Origin of the sequence: Mesomycoplasma ovipneumoniae (assembly GCF_030012565.1) — a bacterium.
Lineage (GTDB): Bacteria > Bacillota_I > Bacilli_A > Mycoplasmatales > Metamycoplasmataceae > Mesomycoplasma > Mesomycoplasma ovipneumoniae_D.
In genome coordinates, this window is record NZ_CP124621.1 from 661,024 (window position 1) to 678,862 (window position 17,839).

The 17,839-nt window shown below is 29.1% G+C and carries 13 protein-coding genes; 6 read left to right on the forward strand and 7 right to left on the reverse strand.

Annotated features, from left to right (window positions below; genetic code table 4):
• Positions 1-2: 2 nt before the first annotated feature.
• Entirely contained in the window at positions 3-548 is a 546-nt protein-coding gene (locus tag QJQ40_RS02225) for a DUF2714 domain-containing protein (protein ID WP_282861013.1), read from the reverse strand.
• A 44-nt stretch (positions 549-592) separates the two neighbouring features.
• Positions 593-2,134, reverse strand: a complete 1,542-nt coding sequence (locus QJQ40_RS02230) for an MSC_0624 family F1-like ATPase-associated membrane protein (RefSeq protein ID WP_282861014.1) — start codon at positions 2,132-2,134, stop codon at positions 593-595.
• A gap of 145 nt (positions 2,135-2,279) precedes the next feature.
• On the opposite strand from QJQ40_RS02230, the gene QJQ40_RS02235 reads away from it, so the two are divergent.
• Positions 2,280-3,083: a Cof-type HAD-IIB family hydrolase gene (locus QJQ40_RS02235; protein ID WP_282861015.1), complete on the forward strand. Its 804-nt coding sequence runs from the start codon at positions 2,280-2,282 to the stop codon at positions 3,081-3,083.
• A gap of 71 nt (positions 3,084-3,154) precedes the next feature.
• Here the strand turns inward: QJQ40_RS02235 and QJQ40_RS02240 are convergent, their stop codons facing one another.
• The 4 genes from QJQ40_RS02240 to QJQ40_RS02255 form a co-directional block, all read right to left on the reverse strand.
• On the reverse strand, positions 3,155-3,838 hold the full coding sequence (locus tag QJQ40_RS02240; protein WP_282861016.1) for a hypothetical protein: 684 nt from the start codon (positions 3,836-3,838) through the stop codon (positions 3,155-3,157).
• Positions 3,839-3,866: 28 nt separating this feature from the next.
• A complete protein-coding gene (gene mgtE / locus QJQ40_RS02245) occupies positions 3,867-5,330 on the reverse strand; it encodes a magnesium transporter (protein WP_282861017.1) in 1,464 nt (487 codons plus the stop codon).
• Positions 5,331-5,336: 6 nt separating this feature from the next.
• Positions 5,337-5,948: a diadenylate cyclase gene (locus tag QJQ40_RS02250; protein ID WP_044286159.1), complete on the reverse strand. Its 612-nt coding sequence runs from the start codon at positions 5,946-5,948 to the stop codon at positions 5,337-5,339.
• A gap of 844 nt (positions 5,949-6,792) precedes the next feature.
• Positions 6,793-9,810, reverse strand: coding sequence for an IMCp domain-containing protein (locus QJQ40_RS02255; protein ID WP_282861018.1), 3,018 nt, complete (start codon positions 9,808-9,810; stop codon positions 6,793-6,795).
• Positions 9,811-10,799: 989 nt separating this feature from the next.
• Here QJQ40_RS02255 and QJQ40_RS02260 point away from each other — a divergent pair.
• The 5 genes from QJQ40_RS02260 (at position 10,800) to QJQ40_RS02280 (ending at position 16,236) form a co-directional block, all read left to right on the forward strand.
• The gene (locus QJQ40_RS02260) at positions 10,800-12,014 is read left to right on the forward strand and encodes a phosphoglycerate kinase (RefSeq protein ID WP_282861020.1); all 1,215 of its coding nucleotides are present in this window, start codon (positions 10,800-10,802) and stop codon (positions 12,012-12,014) included.
• A 109-nt stretch (positions 12,015-12,123) separates the two neighbouring features.
• On the forward strand, positions 12,124-12,957 hold the full coding sequence (locus tag QJQ40_RS02265; protein WP_282861021.1) for a MurR/RpiR family transcriptional regulator: 834 nt from the start codon (positions 12,124-12,126) through the stop codon (positions 12,955-12,957).
• A 115-nt stretch (positions 12,958-13,072) separates the two neighbouring features.
• The gene (locus QJQ40_RS02270; RefSeq protein WP_282861022.1) at positions 13,073-15,061 is read left to right on the forward strand and encodes a PTS fructose transporter subunit IIABC; all 1,989 of its coding nucleotides are present in this window, start codon (positions 13,073-13,075) and stop codon (positions 15,059-15,061) included.
• Complete coding sequence (locus QJQ40_RS02275; protein WP_282861023.1) at positions 15,061-15,330, forward strand: hypothetical protein; 270 nt, start codon at positions 15,061-15,063, stop codon at positions 15,328-15,330. The genes QJQ40_RS02270 and QJQ40_RS02275 overlap by 1 nt, the downstream gene beginning before the upstream one ends.
• The gene (locus QJQ40_RS02280; protein ID WP_282861024.1) at positions 15,331-16,236 is read left to right on the forward strand and encodes a type I phosphomannose isomerase catalytic subunit; all 906 of its coding nucleotides are present in this window, start codon (positions 15,331-15,333) and stop codon (positions 16,234-16,236) included. It abuts the gene before it with no gap.
• A gap of 655 nt (positions 16,237-16,891) precedes the next feature.
• Here the strand turns inward: QJQ40_RS02280 and QJQ40_RS02285 are convergent.
• The gene (locus QJQ40_RS02285; RefSeq protein WP_282861025.1) at positions 16,892-17,524 is read right to left on the reverse strand and encodes a hypothetical protein; all 633 of its coding nucleotides are present in this window, start codon (positions 17,522-17,524) and stop codon (positions 16,892-16,894) included.
• Positions 17,525-17,839 lie beyond the last annotated feature (315 nt).

The window sequence follows — 17,839 nt, forward strand, 5'->3', positions numbered from 1 at the left end:
ATTTATCCTTTTTTATTTGGTTCCTTTTGATCTTCTAAACTTGATGCCAAAGAAACTTCGCTGAAAATAACTTTAAGCGTTTTTGTTTGCGGATCTAAAAAAACAATGCATCCTTCGACAACTTCAACAAAACGGCTTTTGTTAGCAATAAAATCTCAAGCAAGCGTATTTAGATTCCCAAGAAGTGCTGAAAATCTTGAATCAGAACTATCTGAATAAAAATTACTTGCTCTAACATTTGAAGACTCAACCTGAGCAATTATCGGAACAAGCCCTTTTGAACCAAAACGGCTTGAGCGCTGTCAAGAAATAACGAAATTTTTAAATACTAATTCTGTGGTTGACTTATAAGAGTCAACAACTTTTTTTTGGTATTTTTCCTTCATTGAGGATTTTGCTTTTTGCGAAGATACAAGCAGAGTTAAATTCATTAGTGCATCAAAACTAATAAAATTGGGATGATTAATTAAATCATAATAGTCGCGAAATTCTGTTTTTGTATCAATTTGGGTTGGATTTGCTTGCTTTTTCTTTCCTAAAATTTTCATGATTTGTTCCTTATTTTTTAACTTTTAGATTTGGAGTCTTAGATCTAAGATGATTCTATTTTTTCATTTTCAACTTTTTGATTTTGATCTTGAGATGATTTGTTTTTTGTTGTTAGAATTAAAGTATTTTTACCAATTGCAATAAATAAATTTGTTAAAACAAAAATTGCTAGTAAAAGAGTTAAAATCCCAAGAAAATAGAAACTATAGTCAATATAAAAAACTGACACTAAATCTTTTTGGTAGTCTTCTGGCTTAACTTGCGAAACGGTTGATGTATAAATATCAATATTTAATAAATAAATGAAATTAAAAATTGTGTATAAAATAATAAAAAAACTTACCATTAATTTCATCCAAAGTGGAAATTCGGGTTTAATTCTAACAAGAGCAAAATAAATGGTAAGGAAAAATACTAACTGAGTTGAGTTTATCCAAATTGTCTCATGAACTGAATAACTTAAATATGAGACAACAAAACTTACAATAAAAGATAGCAGAATAAAAATGAATGGGAGAGTGTTTAATTGATAATCTTTAATTTTATTTTTTAGTCGGGTAAGATTTAAAACAAAATAAAGAATTAATAAAACAACATGAATCGAAATACCAATTATTGTAGGCAAATAATTGGGCACAATATTATTTCCAAAAGGAAGAAACTGAACAAAATTACTTATCGAATAAACAGTTATATAAACACTATAGATAAAAATTCCAATAGCAATAAAAATTAAAACAGAAAGCGCTGGCGTATATTTTTTAAGTCGAATAAAACTTTGACGGTAAAAATAAATTTGCGGACTATAATATAATAAAGTTAATACTAAAACTCCCATTAAAATTGCAATTAAAATTAACGAATTAGTTAGTTTTGCTACTTCTGTGATGAAAGTATAAATTCAATTTGCAACTGGATTGTCATAAGTAACGGTCGAAACTGATGAGTTTTCAGGGGTCGAAAACACCATTGAAGCAAAAATTCCAAATAAAGTACCTGATGTAACAATTGCTGACGCCAAACTTATATGCTTAAAAGTAAAAAGCTTTTTATAATCATAGTTAATTTTGTCATCTGTTCTTCCAAGTCAAAGTCAAAGGGAATAATCAAGTAAAATATAAATAAAAATTTGGGCAGAAATGCCAAGAATATGGCTCCATTCTGTCGTTAGTCAAGCAAAATAAACAACGAGATTGACTAATGAAAGGAAAAAATATACTGATAAAATTATGTATTTATGCATCTTATTTTTCAGGCCGAAAAATTTTAAGCCTTTAAATAAAAAGATAATACTAAAAAATAACAAAAAAACCGATCTTGCAACTCTTGGAGCAATAAATTCGCGAATTTCATCATCAATAGGATTAAAAATTAGCGAAATACTTGAAACCCTTGAAATCGGGGCGTTTTGGTCAATATCTACTATGTTCAGGAATGATCGACGGGCGTCAAAGAAAATTGCCGTGCTTAGCCCAAGTAAAAATAGAATAAAAAGGACGCGAAGAAAAATACGCACTAAATTCTTCTTGTCTTTTTTAGCTGGTTTTGCATTTAAGCCATAAGCCTCAGCACTAACCGCATTCATTTTGACCTCCTTTTTCGTGTTGAAATGCTAACATTATAACCTTTTTTTTTTTTTTTTTGTTGACAAAATTCCAAAAAAATTGCCTAAAAAAATATCTAATTTAAAATAATTTTTGTTTTTAGTGTTTTACTTTATAATTTTAGAAATGGTTAAAAAATTAATATTTAGTGATATTGACGGAACTCTTTATTGCGGTGATTTTTCCGTTGATAAGGAAACAATTGATTTTCTAAAAAATAATAAAGATAACTTTACCTTAATTTTAAATACAGGTAATCCTTTGGGCTCAAGAATTTTACAAACAGCAAAACTCTTGGACATTCGTTATGTTTTGACATCTAATGGTGCTTTGTTTAGTGATTTAAAAGAGGACAAACATACTTTAATTCACGGACCAATTTCACAAAAATCACAAGAGTTTGTTTTTAAAATTGCCAGAGATTTAGATATGCAACTAAATTTTTGAACAAGCCAAAAATATTTTAGCTTTAATTTTAAAGAGCAAAATTATTCCTATTTTAATTACCCGCTTTTGGATCCTGAAAATGAGGTATTTTTTACTGATAGCCCACAAAAAGATGTAATAAAATTAGAATTAATTGGCCCAAGCCAAACTTTAGAAAAGGCTTATAAATTATTAGAAGAAGATGGCGATCTTGAAGGCGTTTTAATTAATAATATAAGTATTGAAATTGGTAAAAAAGGGACAAATAAAGGAAGTGCTGTTGAATTTGTGGCAAAAAGTTTCGGAATTGACGTCCAAAAAACAATGACAATTGGTGATAGTCCTAATGATATTTCAATGCTTGAAAAAACTAATTTTTCTTATGCAATGGCAAATGGATATGAAATTGTTAAAAAAACAGCAAAACTCAATACAAGCGCTTGTGATCAACAAGGGTTAGTTTATGCAATTAAAGACTTTTTATATCGAACAAAATTTGATTAAAAAAATTTGACTAAAAAAGTCTTTTAGTCAAATTTTTGTCAATTTTTTTGTAATTAAAATAATTAAAAAGTTTAAATTCAATTAATTTTAAATGGTTTTTTCTGTTGTTTGATTTGATAAAAATAAACAACAAGTTGGACTGCTGAAACCAAGAAACCGATAATTTGAAAAATGAATGACGAAAGATAAGCGTCATTTTTTTCAATAACAAGTAGCAAGAAAAAGTAGATTAATCAAGCAAAGTTTAAAAGAAATAAATTTAGCAAAAAAGTAAGTGGAATAAATTTAGTTGTTTTGTTTTTAATACCTAACAAAGTTTGTGGTAAAAAGGCAATATTTACGCAAAATCCGGCAAAAATTCCAAGATAAAGAGCATAAGAAGCAAGATTGCCTAAAGAAATTTTGGCCCAAAAGAAAATTCCAAGTAGTAAAATCAGTAGAAAAACTAATAATGCCCATGACAAAAAAGTGAAATTTATTAATTGTTTTCTTGTTGTTTTTGCTTTAAAAGTATAAACCTGAGTTAAAAAAATGAAAGTTAAAAGTCCACTAAATACTTGTGGAATAAAAAGTTGTAAATCACGGATTGCAAAACCTAAAAGTGCAAATCCAAAAATTCCTAAATAGTAAATTCATCAACTTAGTAATGAAACTTTTGGTGGTTTTTTTGCTAAGAAAGTATTTATTACTAAAGGTAAACCGATTATCGAAGTTAAAGATGCTGCAATTCAACCAATTATTGTTATATATGTCATATCTCCTGCCTAAAAAATGAACATTATACTACAATAATAGAAAAATAATAATTGTTACTCCAAAAAATATTAAAGTAGAAATTGAATCTGTTACAGTTGCTAAAATTGGTGCTGACATAACAGCAGGATCTCTTTTTGTTGCTTTTGCAATCATTGGAATTATTGCACCAAGAATTTTAGAAAAAATTATTACAGTTAAAAGTGAAAATGATGAGGCAAAAGAAATAATTAAAACATAATCGCGAATCGTTAAATTTGAGATTGAATTTTCGGGAATTTGCGAGTTTTTAATTTCGCCTGAGAGAGTAAAATAAATTACTAACCGTATAAAATTCAGAACCATCAAAACTGTGCCAACAATAGCTCCAACGCCAATTTCTTTTAAAAGGACTTTTGAAAAAAAGTTAGAACGATTAATTTCTTTTAGTGAAATCGAGCGGACAATTGTTGTTGCTGATTGAGAACCAGCATTACCGGCTGATCCAGAAATTACCGGAATCATTGAGACAATTGTGGTAATAAAAGATGAAAGTCCGATTGATTTAATTGAATCATTTTCGCTAATTGCATCAGTGAATTTTTGAATAATAAATTGTGACAGAGTTGAGCCAAACATTAAAATTATTAGTCAAAAAACACGTGATTTAACAATTTGGATTATTGTGGTTTTAAGATAGGAATCTTCAACTTCTTGTGGTAAAATTCCGGCTAATTTATAAATATCGCTTGTTGCTTCTTGTTTAACAATATCAATAATATCATCACTTGTAACCATCCCGATTAATCTTTGGGCGGTATTTACAACCGGTAAAACCGAAAAATCATTTTTAGCAAAAACTTCAGCGGCGTCCTCTTTTTTGTCAGTTGTTACTAAAAAAGGAACTTGAAAAACTATTTTTTCAATATTTAAATTAGGATCAGAAAAAACTATATCTTCAAGTGTGGCAGCGCCAATCATTTTTTTTTGCGAATCAACAACATAATAATAATGCACAAGTTCAGAAATATCTTTATATTTACGGATTTTTTCAAGCGCTTGGGCACAAGTTAATTCGTTTGAAAGATAAACAATATCAACCGACATGAAAGAGCCGATTTGGTTTGAATTATATTGTAAAAGTTGGTTAACTCTTTTTCTTGTATCTGGATCAATATTGCGCAAAATTCGTTTGGCAACATTGTCAGGAACTTCATCTAAAAGCTCAACAATTTCATCAGCATAAAGTTCATCAAGAAGTTGGTCCATCATCTCATTTGGCAAACTGATGACTAATTCTGATTGAATTTCAGGTGAAAAAAAGGTAAAAATTTCGCCGGCTGTAACGGTGTCTAACATTCTAAAAAATAAAAGACGCTGAAATTGACTAAATCTAGATACTTCTTCAGCTACTTCTGAAAGTGGTTTTTGGTTTGTGTATTCACGGACTTGATTAATTTTTTTATTGTTTACTAAATCAATTAACAAAGAACTTTTTGGTTCAAAATTTTGCATTAAATGTTATTTTTTAGCAGTATTTGTTTGACTTGAATTTAGTTCTTTTGTTAAAACTTCAGTAAAAGTTTCAAGATTTGTAACCTTAAAAAAATTTGCATCACGAACAATCACAACCTCACCACTTTGTTCTGAAACAACAACTGTTATTGAATCAGAAACCTCAGAAATACCTAAAGCAGCCCGGTGTCGGGCGCCATATCGGTCTTCAAGCGTTGATTCAGAAACCGAAAAATATGTTGAGGCATACAAAATTCGGTCATCAACAATAATAACTGCCCCATCATGCAATGGCGAACTTTTTTGGAAAATAGCGATTAAAAGCGAGGAATTTATTAAAGAATCAATTTTTACCCCGTCAGTACGGAGACTATCAAGAAGAATGTTACGTTGCAAAGTGATAATTGCACCAACTTTATTTTTGGATAAATATTTAACTGCAAAATAAAGTTCATAAACTATTTTTCTTTGTGTAGATATGCCTAAATCAACAAAACTACGACTAACCTTGTTTTTATGCAGTGTTTTTATATGATTGTAAACAAAAAAGACTGCAAAAAAAAGACCTAAAACTAGGGTTAATGCTGAAATTATCAAAACAACAATATCTAAATCCATAATAGCCCCTTTTTTACTTTATTTAAAATATTATATATTAATTTTTTGTTTTTGACAAACAATTAATTTTAATTATTTTTTACAGCTTTTTACTCCGAGTTTCCCAGCTTGATCAGATAATCTAAAAAATTGTCTGGTTTTGGTGACTTTTTAAGACTCACGAAAGAAAAATCTACTTGGTAATCCAAATAAAGCAAACTAAAAAAGTTAAAATTTTGACTTAAAAAGCAAAATTATGAAATTTTTAAACTGCTTTTTTAGTTTAAAATACTGACAAAAACCATAAAAAATAAAACTACTATTTAAACTCAATGCAAATAGAAAACTCGTTTTTATTTGCAGCGAGCCTAAAAAAACATATGAAGTTTTGAAAGAACAATAATCAAAAGCCATAAATTTATAGATTTCTAAACGGTCAAATTTAAGGCATACCATCATATTTAAAAATATAATGGATAATTCGCATTTTCTAATTTTTTTATGGCAAAAACATAACTAATTCCTCCTTAATTCTAATATTCATTTATTAATTCGTTCTTAAGTGAGATTTATTATAACATAATTTTTTCTTGAACCAAGCATTTTTTTTTTTTTTTGCAAAAGGTTAATTTTACAATAATAAAAATTAAAACTTTAGGTCAAAAAACCCGGATTTTGCGGTATTTTTGCATATTTATACTCACTAAAAATTGAATTTTCGCCATCAATCCGCCAAACTCATGAACAATTATTTTTAATTATTTTTTTTTAGCTTTTCACTTTTTAAAAAAATATAAACTCCTTTTTCCTAAAATTTTTAAGAAAAAGGAGTTTATATAAAAAGTTGGAATACAAAATAAATTTTTTAAATAATACCAGCGCCGTATAAAATAAACATAATGACAACAACAAGAATTACAGCAATCAAGGCAAAAACGATAAATCATAAAACATAAGAAGGAAGGCCTCAAATTGTTGATTTTTCGGTTGCAACGATAATAATTTCTTCATCTTCATCCACGCTTGAAGTTGAAGCGGCAATTACGCGGGTAGCCTCATCAACGCTTAGATCCCCAAGTCCAACTGAAAGTCCGCCAGATGATTGGACATTATAGCCACCAAAACCACGTTTTGTGTTGAATAATTCATCATCAACGATTGAACTGTGATCACTACGGCTCAGATCTAGGAAAGCTTGATAGACAATTCCCTGGAATAATGGGATAATTGCTGGAAATTTATTTAGTTCTAAAGTCCCAATTTGTGGATAATAAGGGTGAATTTTGACTCAAGAATAATCAAGAACTGGCTCAACTATTTTAGGAGGTTCAACTATTTGCGGAATCTCAACTATTTCAATCCGGGGAGGTTCGACTATTTCAATTTTAGGAATATCAACTATTTCAACAATTTTTTCATGAACAATTGGGCGTCCGTGTTTTAAAACTGAAAGTGGATCGACGTGATTGAAACTATCAGGGTGGTTTCAAAAATTAATTACTTTTAATAAATAGTCAATTGAAATGCCTTTTTTGGCAAAAAGGTATTTACATGCTGGACAATTTTTGGCCTCAAGTAAGAAAGTGCGATACTTTTGACAAAAACGGCAAGAATAAACATGTAAACAAGAGGCGCAATTTTGGTTAAAAAGTGCATCTGACTCAAATAAATTATATCTTAAAAGTGCTCGAGATTCATAATAAGGATAAAATGAAAGTTCAGCAATTTTTTGTTCAATGTCAATATTTTTCTTTTTAAGAATTACCTGGCATGCTTGACATTTTCGGGCTTCACGATAATAAGCAGCGAGTTTGCGGCACTTTGGACAGAAGAAATTATGATTGCAAGCCGGACAAGGTGAATTATAAGTTTGCTGTCAAATTAGAGAAGTTAATTTTTGGAGATCATTTGTTCTTAGTTCTTTTAATTTTTTCTCAAGGTCAAAGTTTTGCTGCTTAAATTTAGCAAGGCAGGCTGGACAATTTTTGGCCTCAAGTAAATAAGTTGCATATTTTTGACATCACTGACAAGATGCATTATGGAAACAAGCTTTACATTTAATATTATTTGCTAAATCATTATAATATGAATTGCTTCGGAGTAAATTTAGTTTAGCATCAAGGTCAAAATTTTGTTCCTTAAATTTAGCAAGGCAGGCTGGACAATTTTTGGCCTCAAGTAAATAGGTACGATATTTTTGACACCAAGGACAAGTTGCATTATGGTTGCAGGCTTTACAATTTACAGTTGATTTTAATGAAGCTAAATGACTAAAATATGAATTATCACGAAGTAAATTTAGTTTAGCGTCAATGTCAAAATTTTGTTGCTTAAATTTATCAAGGCAGGCTGGACAATTTTTTGCCTCAAGTAAATAGGTGCGATATTTTTGACACCAAGGGCAAGTTGCATTATGGTTGCAAGCAACACAGTTACTAAAATAAGAGTTTTTTAATAAATAAGAGGGATAGCTAGGATGTGAAAGTTCACGAATTTTTTGGCTAATACTAATATTTTTAACTTCAAAAAGTGCCTTACATTTAGGGCAATTTTGCGCCTCATTTAAATAAGTACGATATCTTTGACACCAAGAACAAAGGGCATTATGAACACAAGTTTTGCAAATTTTTGGCTCTTTTTTGGAAAAGTTAACAATTTTTTGGGCAGGAAGTCTTAGTTGGGAAATTTTTTCAAGATAGTCAAAATTTTTTTGCTTAAATCTATCAAGGCAAGCTGGACAATTTTTGGCTTCAATTAAATAAGTACGATATCTTTGACATCAAGAACAACTTTTATTATGCCCACAAGTCTGACAAGAATAAGATGAGTCTGAATTTTCAGGAGAAAAATCGCAATATTCTGAATGAATTTGGTGATTTTCTTCTTGAGCAAAATTTTCAGCTATTTTTGACGAATAAATTTGATTTTCGGACTGATCATGATCAGAGTATTTATCTTTTTCTAAAAGTTCATCTTCAAATTCATGGTCACTGACTTTTTCAACTAATGCTTGACTTACTGAGTCAACTTTTTCAAGCAATTCATTGTCAAATTCATCAGAAATATCTTGATTAAAAACTAAATTTGGCGAAATTTTAGCTAAATCTTGCTCATCTTCGTCTGATGATGAATTAAGGTCATCTTTTTGGTCTTCGTCTTGGTCAAATTCTTCTAAAATTTCAGAATCTTCTTCTAAATTAGATTCGGGAGTCTTTTGTTCTGAAATTTCTGAGTTTTCTAAATTAACTAAAGAAGAATTTTTGTCATCTTTTTGGTCTAAATCATCTACTGATTCAATAATTTCAAGTTCAACTAAATGACAAGGACATTCACTATTAAGCTCTTCAAGATGATTTTCATCATCACAAACTGGACACTCAATTGGATGATCGGTGTTATTTTGCTTTAATGCATAAAGAATTTCTTCAATAGTTTTCTCATTTTCAGTAATTAAAATTTCGGTTTTTGGTTTTACTTTGCTTATTTTAGATTTTAAACTTTGTAAATCAAAATCTTGTGATTGCTCCAAAGTTAAATTTTTAGGTTGACTAGTTTTTTGATTTGGCTGAGTTGATTCATTTAGATTGAAATTCGGGTCATCAGCCAAAATTTTAGCTATAAATTGTTCTTTTTTTTCTTGACTAAGTGACCTAAAATTAATCGCTAAAGGAAAGGAAATTACAGATCCAAATTTCTTATTACGCAAAACTCAAAGTCGAACTGGTGTTTTAAGACTTTCAATTTTTAGAAAAACATCAACTAGAGAGTTAAAAAGACCAACGGTTTCCTTTGCGAATTTTAGCCTATAATAACAGTCTTTTTCATTGTGAAACTCGTCACAAATCTCTGTGAGATAAAATCTTAACGTTTTGGTTTTGTTCATTTTTCTAGCGACTTCTTTTTGATCTTTATATTTAAAGTAATGTAAATTATAGAGTAAAATTTGTAATTATACTAATAAAAAATAAATTTTGCTTTTGAACAAACGCAAAATCTATTTCAATTTTAACATAAAACTAATAAATTTTAATGTTATTTTCACAAATTTTTCTGTTTTTACATTTTAGTTTTGATTTTTTGCCTTTTTTGAAAATTATACTATAATTTTAAAGCATATTTTAATTTTTTATATATTATTTTTTGCATTTTTTTTCATTTAACAAAAAAAATTGCAAAAATAAAAATTAAAGGGCTTATAAGACAAAAAAGCTATAAATTCATAGCACAAAATTTATTTTCAGTTTTTTTAGATATATTAATTTATTAGTTTATCCCGAGTTTCCCAGTTTAATGAGATAATCTTAAATAAGTGCGTGCGGTTTTGGATCTTTTTTAACTTTTTTGGCAAACTCAGGAAAAATAACTATCAAAGCAAAAACACTGAATTTTAAATCTAAGACTCATGAAAGAAAAAAATACAACTACTATTTAAGCTCAATGTAAATAGAAAACTCGTTTTTATTTGCAGCCAATCTAAAAAAACATATGAAGTTTTGAAAGAACAATAACTAAAAGCCCTAAATTTGAAGATTTCTAAACGGTCAAATTTAAGACATTCCATCATATTTAAAAACATAATGGATAATTCGCATTTTCTGATTTTTTAGACAAAAAACATAATTAATCCCCCTTTAATTCAATATCAAAATTTATTAATTTATTCTTAAGTGTTTCTAATTATAACAGAATTTTTTCTTAAACCAAGCATTTTTTTTTTTTTTTTTTTGCGGGGATATTAAATAAAACCGTTATAAGACAATAAGCTATAAATTCATAAGACAAAATTTATTTACAGTTTTTTTAGATATATTAATTTATTAGTTTATAATTCTAAGCGTAACATTAATTTTTTTTAAAGGAAAATAATAAAGAATGATACCAACCTATAAAACTAAAAAATTTATTGATGAAATTAAATTTTTTAATAAAAAAGTTCTTTTACGTGTTGATTTTAATGTTCCAATTCTTGAAGGGAAAATTACTTCAACAAAAAGAATTACCGCGAGTTTAAAAACCATTGAGAAAATTGTTACTGAAGGTGGTAAACTTATAATTTTATCACACCTTGGTAGGGTTAAAACCCCTGAAGATTTGAAAAAAAAGTCACTACGAATTGTTGCCGAAGAATTAGCTAAAATTTCACAAAAAGAGGTGAAATTTGTTGGGCAAAACCGTGGCAAAGAAGTTGAAGAAGCAATTGATCAACTTGAAAACGGACAAATTTTAGTGCTTGAAAACACAAGATTCCAAGATCTTGAAAACAAAGCTGAATCAAAAAATAATCCAGAACTTGGAAAATACTGAGCTTCATTAGGTGATGTTTTTATAAATGACGCCTTCGGAACACTTCACCGTGCTCATGCATCCAATGTCGGAATTGCAACTCACATCAAAGAGTCAGCAATTGGTTATCTTGTAAAAGAAGAACTTGATGCGCTGTCAAAAATTGTTTTTGAACCACAAAAGCCTTTTTATGCAATTATTGGTGGGGCAAAAATTTCTGACAAAATCGGGATAATTTCAACTCTACTTGAAAAAGCTGACAAAGTTTTAATTGGTGGAGGAATGGGTTATACATTCAAAAAAGCCCTTGGATACAAAATTGGAAAATCAATTGTTGAAGAAGACAAAATTGAATTAGCACTAAGTTTGATTAAAAAGTACAATGATAAATTAATTTTACCGCTTGATGCTGCTTTGTCTGAAAAATTTGAAGATGTAGCCCCAGTTTATAACGAAAAAAATCCACTTGAAATTCCAGATCACCTTGAAGGTTTAGATATTGGTCCAATGACTATTAAATTATTTGAATCACATTTAAAAGATGCAAAAACTATTTTGTGAAATGGGACTCTTGGTGTTGCTGAGTTTTCTAATTTTGCCACCGGAACTCGTGAAATTGCAAAAGTAATTTCAAAACTTGAAAATTGCTACAGCGTAATTGGTGGTGGTGATTCAGTTGCCGCAATTGAAGCTGAAAAATTAGGCGATGCTTTTAGTCATGTTTCAACTGGTGGTGGTGCTTCAATTAGTTTTATTGAAAAAGGTGATCTAATCGGTCTAGGTCCAATTCAGGAAAAAGCCTAAGAATTTATAGCATTTTTTTAATTTTCTCACTTAACAAGTCCTGTTTTTTAAAGTCAAAAAAGCAGGACTTGTTCATTTTTTATTTTATAAGTAAAGTAGACTAATTTTTATGAAAAGTGTTTTCTTTGATGAAAAAATTGTTGAATCCCTAACTAAAACTGAAAAAATTATTATTAAATTGGCGGAGGAAAATCCACAATTTTTCTATCAGTCTAATCTAAAATCATTAGCAAATAAAACCCAATCTTCAATAACGCTCATTTCAAATTTAGCAAAAAAGTTAAGCTTTTCTAGCTTTAAAGAAATGCAGTTTCATGTTTATTATTTATTCCTTAATTCAGCACAAATTTCAAATAAAGTAAAAAATCAGCAAAAAACCGATAAAAACAAGCTAATTATCGAACAACTTTATAAATATTATCATAATTCACTAGTTCAAACATTAGAGCTTGTTGATCTTGAAAAAATCCAAGATTTTGCTCAAAAAATTATCGAGAGCAAAAAAATTTTTATTTATGGGGCTGGTTCTTCTTCAATTGGGGCCAGCGAACTAGCGATTAATTTGCAAAAATTAGGACTAAATTCAGTTAGTTTTCGTGATTTTCATAATTTTTTATTAGTTAGCGTTCAATCTCAAGCGCTAAAAATTTTGTTTTCAAAATCATGTAAAACAAAAGAAATTAATTTTGTTATTAAAAAGTTTATTGAAAATAACGACAATTTTATTGTAATAACAGCAAAAAAACAAATCGATATTCCTAAAAGAAATTTAATTTTTTACCAAACACTCGAACAAAAAAACCGTTTTATTTCGATCTCATCGAAAATTAACCAACAATTTATTTCTGATGTTATTTTTTTTAGTGTTGCTAATTTAATTTCTGAGCAATACGAAGAAAATTACAAGAAAAACCTTGAAATTCTTAAAGAATGAAACGAGTAATTGAAAAACATTCATAAAAAACTTCAAATTTGTAAAAATATTTTTATTTTTCTTTTGTTTTTAACTAAATAATGGATTATTTAAGTATATAAAATTAAAAGAAAGGAAGGTTTTTATGAGTATTTTTTCAAAAGATTTTATTTTTTTAGATCAAGATCTTAATTCAAAAGAAGAAGTTTTTGAATTTATTGCTCAAAAAGCAGTTAGTCTTGGAATTGGAACTGAAAAAAATAAAATCTTTGACGATCTTTTGGCTCGTGAAAATGAAATTTCTACCGGACTTGAGTCAAATTTTGCAATCCCACATGCTCAAAGTAGCGCTATTGAAAAGCCAGCTCTGCTGTTTTTAAGTCTAAAATCTGGGCTTGATTGGCAAAATTTTGATGACTCTAAGGCAAAATTTATTTTTTGTATTTTGCTACCAAAGTCTGGTTTTGAACAAAATCAAGTCGAAATTTTGGCAAAAGTTGCACGAATTATTCTTAATCCCGAAATTAAAGAAATAATTTTATCAAAAGATGAAGATGTTATTTTTGATAACATTTCAAAGTTTATTTTTGAAAAAGACCAAGTGGAAAATCACGAGACAAATTCCCAAAAAATTCCCATAAATGCAAAAAAAGTTGTTGGAATCACATCTTGTACTGTTGGAATTGCTCACACTTATTTAGCAGCTGAAAAATTAGAAATGGGACTAAAACAAAATGGCTATATTCCTAAAATTGAAACTCGAGGGTCGGTTGGACCTAAAAATGTTTTAACAAAAGAAGATATTGAAGAAGCCGAATTTGTCATAGTTGCCAGCGATCTTGAAATTGACAGCTCAATTTTTGACCAAAAAAAGGTCTATTTTACAAGCACTAAAGCCGCAATTCACGAAACTGAAGATGTAATTCAAAAAGCAAAAAAAGCACCAATTTTACATAATAAACAAAAAAAACAAACCCAAAATCAGGAAAGCCGCACTAGCATTGTTAAACATATTATTACCGGAATTTCCTACATGATTCCTTATGTTGTCTTTGGGGGAATTATGATCGCCCTTTCGCTAGGAATTGGAAAAGCGATTTATGGAAATGCTGAAGCAGCGCCAAAAGGTGATTTTCTCTGATGAATGCTCGAAATTGGGGTAATTTCCTTTAAATTAATGATCGGTGTTTTAGGTGGCTACATTGCCTACTCGATTGCCGGACGGGCCGCACTTGCACCAGGATTTATTGTTGCAACTGTCGGTAATACGAACGATTTATTTTATGGAATTGGCGGAATTTCTGTTCAAACACCGATGGGATTTATTGGCGCAGTAATTTTTGGAATTCTTGTTGGTTACAGTGTTAAATTCATTAATTCACTAAAAATCCAAAAATCTTTAAGTGCAATTTTACCAATTTTTGTAATTCCAATTGGAGTCAGTCTATTTTGATCTTTAGTTGTAATTTTCTTAATTGGCGCTCCTATTGGTTGAGTGCTTGACAAATTAATCGCTGGATTAAAGCATGTTTTTGAAAACAAAGACGGAATTGGTCTTGGAGTTGCATTTCTTCTAGGTCTTTTACTTGGCGGAATGGCCGGATTTGACATGGGTGGTCCAGTAAATAAGGTTGCTTTTTTAACTTCAACAGCACTTGTTTCAACTCAAGTTTATGAACCAATGGGAATGATGGCAGCTGCAATACCGGTTGCGCCAATTGGAATGGGAATTACAACCTTAATTTGACGTAGAAAATTTACAAAAGAAGAAAAATCACTCGGACTTTCAGCGATAATAATGGGATTTATTGGAATTTCTGAAGGTGCTATTCCTTTTGCAATCGCTGATCCAAAACGGGTAATTAGTGCTAATGTTATCGGTTCAGCAGTTGCTGGTGGACTTGCTGGACTTCTTGCTGTTACAAATCAAGCCGGACATGGCGGACCAATTGTTGCAATTCTTGGTGCTGTCGGTTCAATAAAACACGGAATTGGTCTTGGAATTGCCTTTTTCTTCTTGTCAGTTATTGTCGGAAGTTTTACTACTGCACTAATTTATGGGCTTTGAAAGGATCGTAACTTTAATATTTTTAGCAATTTAGCACGAAAAAATCACAAAAAAGGAGCTAAATAATGAAAATTAAGAAAATAGATAATAAAAAACTCTTTTATATTGTGATTTTTTTGGCCTTAGCTGTCCTTATTTTTGGAATTATCCTTATTAGTTTAAATATTACTGCACACCAAGAATTTATTAACGCAACAATTGCCAAAAAAGAAGCGGTACCGAGTCAAGGTTTTGTTTATGGCGTATTTTTACTAGTTATGGGAATTTTAGGACTTATTTTATCAGCATTTATCGGAAATGATGTTTTTAACAAAAAATTAGGTCAGTCTAACTAAATGAAAGATTATTTTGTTTTTGTTGAACCATACCAAAAAAATACTTTATGAGCAGGTCAAAATTTACAAAATCAGCTAAAATCTAGCCAAAAAATTGGTGAACTCTGACTAATTTCAGCACAAAAACACGGGCTTTCGCGTGTTAGTGGGCAAAATTTAGACGAATTTTTTGCCCAAAACCGCAAATTTTTTGGCTTTTATCCACATAAAACTTACCCAAATCTTCATAAAATTATTGATGCTGGCCAAAAACTGAGTCTCCAAGTTCATCCTGATAATAAATTAGCAAAAAAATTGAATTCTTTTGGCAAAGATGAGGCTTGACTTGTGCTAAACAAAGGCGATGATCCTTTTATAATTGGTGCAAAATCAAATGATTTTGCTGATAAAATTACAGAAATTAACAACGAAAATATCGACAAACACTGTAATTTTTGTGATCTTGAAAAAAATGATTTCGCATATATTAGCGCCGGACTGATTCATTCTATTCCACAAGGTGCCCTTGTTTATGAAATTCAGCAAAATTCAGACTTAACTTTTCGAATTTTTGACTTTGACCGACTTGACACTAACGGACAAAAAAGAGAGCTTCATTTTGAACTTGCAAAGGTAGCGATAAATCCAAAATTAATCCCAAAAATTATTCATGACAACAAAAAAAGTCAACAATCACTAGTTAAAAATAAATTTTTTAACCTTGAAAAAGTAAAAATTAACCAAAAATTTTTACTTTTCCCCCAAAATGATGTTTTTTGGTACGAAATTATTATAATTTCTGGTCATGGAAAAATTAATGATGCTCCTTTTAAGCCATTTGATGCCATATTAATATCAGGACAAATTGAAAAACCAATTGAATTCCAAGCAGAAAATGCACTAATTTTAATAAACAAAATAATTTAACTTTTCTTGTTTTACCCGAGTTTCCCAGTTTGATAAGATAATCTTAAAAAGTGTCCTGTTTTTGGGCACTTTTTTAACTTTTTTGACAAAAGTTAATTACAATTTTAAAACACTGGCAAAAATCAATTTATGATAAAACAGCAAAAACCATAAAAAATACAACTACTATTTAAACTCAATGTAAATAGAAAACTCATTTTTATTTAAATTGAGCCTAAAAAAACATATGAAGTTTTGAAAGAACAACAATTAAAAGCCATAAATTTGTAGATTTCTAAACGGTCAAATTTAAGGCATTCCATTATATTTAAAAACATAACGGAAAATTCGCACTATATAATTTTTTTCATGCCAAAAAACATAACTAATTCCCCCTTAATTCAATATCAAATTTATTAATTTATTCTTAATTGAGAATAATTATAACATAATTTTATTTTTAGCCAAGCATTTTTTTCAAAAGATTAATTTTAAAATAATAAAAATTAAGGTTTTACCGTCAAAAAACACGGTTTTACGTGTATTTTTGCATATTTGTATTCAATAAAAAGTGAATTTTTGTCATCAAACTGTCAAACTCAATATTTAATTTCCCTTGTTTTTTGCAAAATAAAAACCGCTAAATGCGGCTTTTATCTTTAAAAACTTTGAAATTTTACTCAATTGCTTGAAAAGTATCTCTACTATTTTCAACATGTTCTGGTTTAAAAACAATTTTTTCTGAACCATCATCTTTTCAGAAAATAAATGTGTAAAATTTACCTTTTTCTAGTTTTTGATCTTGCTGATCTCAATTAAAAACTAACGGAAATTCAATATTATCACCTTCAATTGCGGTTGTACGAGCGACCTTAACTTTCAAAGGATCAACTAAAGTATTGTCATTTAATGATTTTACCTCGCTAGCATAGGCACTTCATTTTCCTGTAACTCCTTTTACCGGTGAGTGATGCAATTGGAAACGGAAAACACCTTGACTATTTAGCCTATTTTCACTTCTTGCGGCTGGAAATAATAAGGTTCGAGTTTTGACATTATCTTTTTTTGGAATATTAAATGGAGCAGAATGAAAATCGATTGTTTGGTTAGTTTTTCTAGCTGTTGTTGTTTCTTTTTGAGTGTCCATTTTTACTGGTTTAGTTTTGTCTTCTTGGCTAGATTGGGAACCTTTTTTAGTTTCAGGAGCTGTTTGATTTGTATGTTGGCATGATAAGACAATAAAAACTGGCAGTACAGAAGCTATTGGAAGAAGCCTTAATTTTGCAATTTTTTTTATATTTTTGAACATTTTTTTCCTTTCTTGGTCTGTTTTTTATTTTTTTGCTTTGAAAAACAAAGAATTTAAATAAAGCAATAAGATTTTACAGACGCCTTAATTTAAATTTGAAATTACAATATTATACTATTAATTTTTAAATTATTAATGCAAAAGTGCAAAAAAATTTTAAAATTTTGGATTTTAAAAATTTACATGGTATATTTTATTGTAAAATTAAAGGAAAAAGTGCAATAATTACTAATAAAATAGTAGAAAAAATTGATAAAAGTGGTAAAATCAAAACCATATATAAAAAAACTAGCTGCCGAAATTTTTCACTAAATT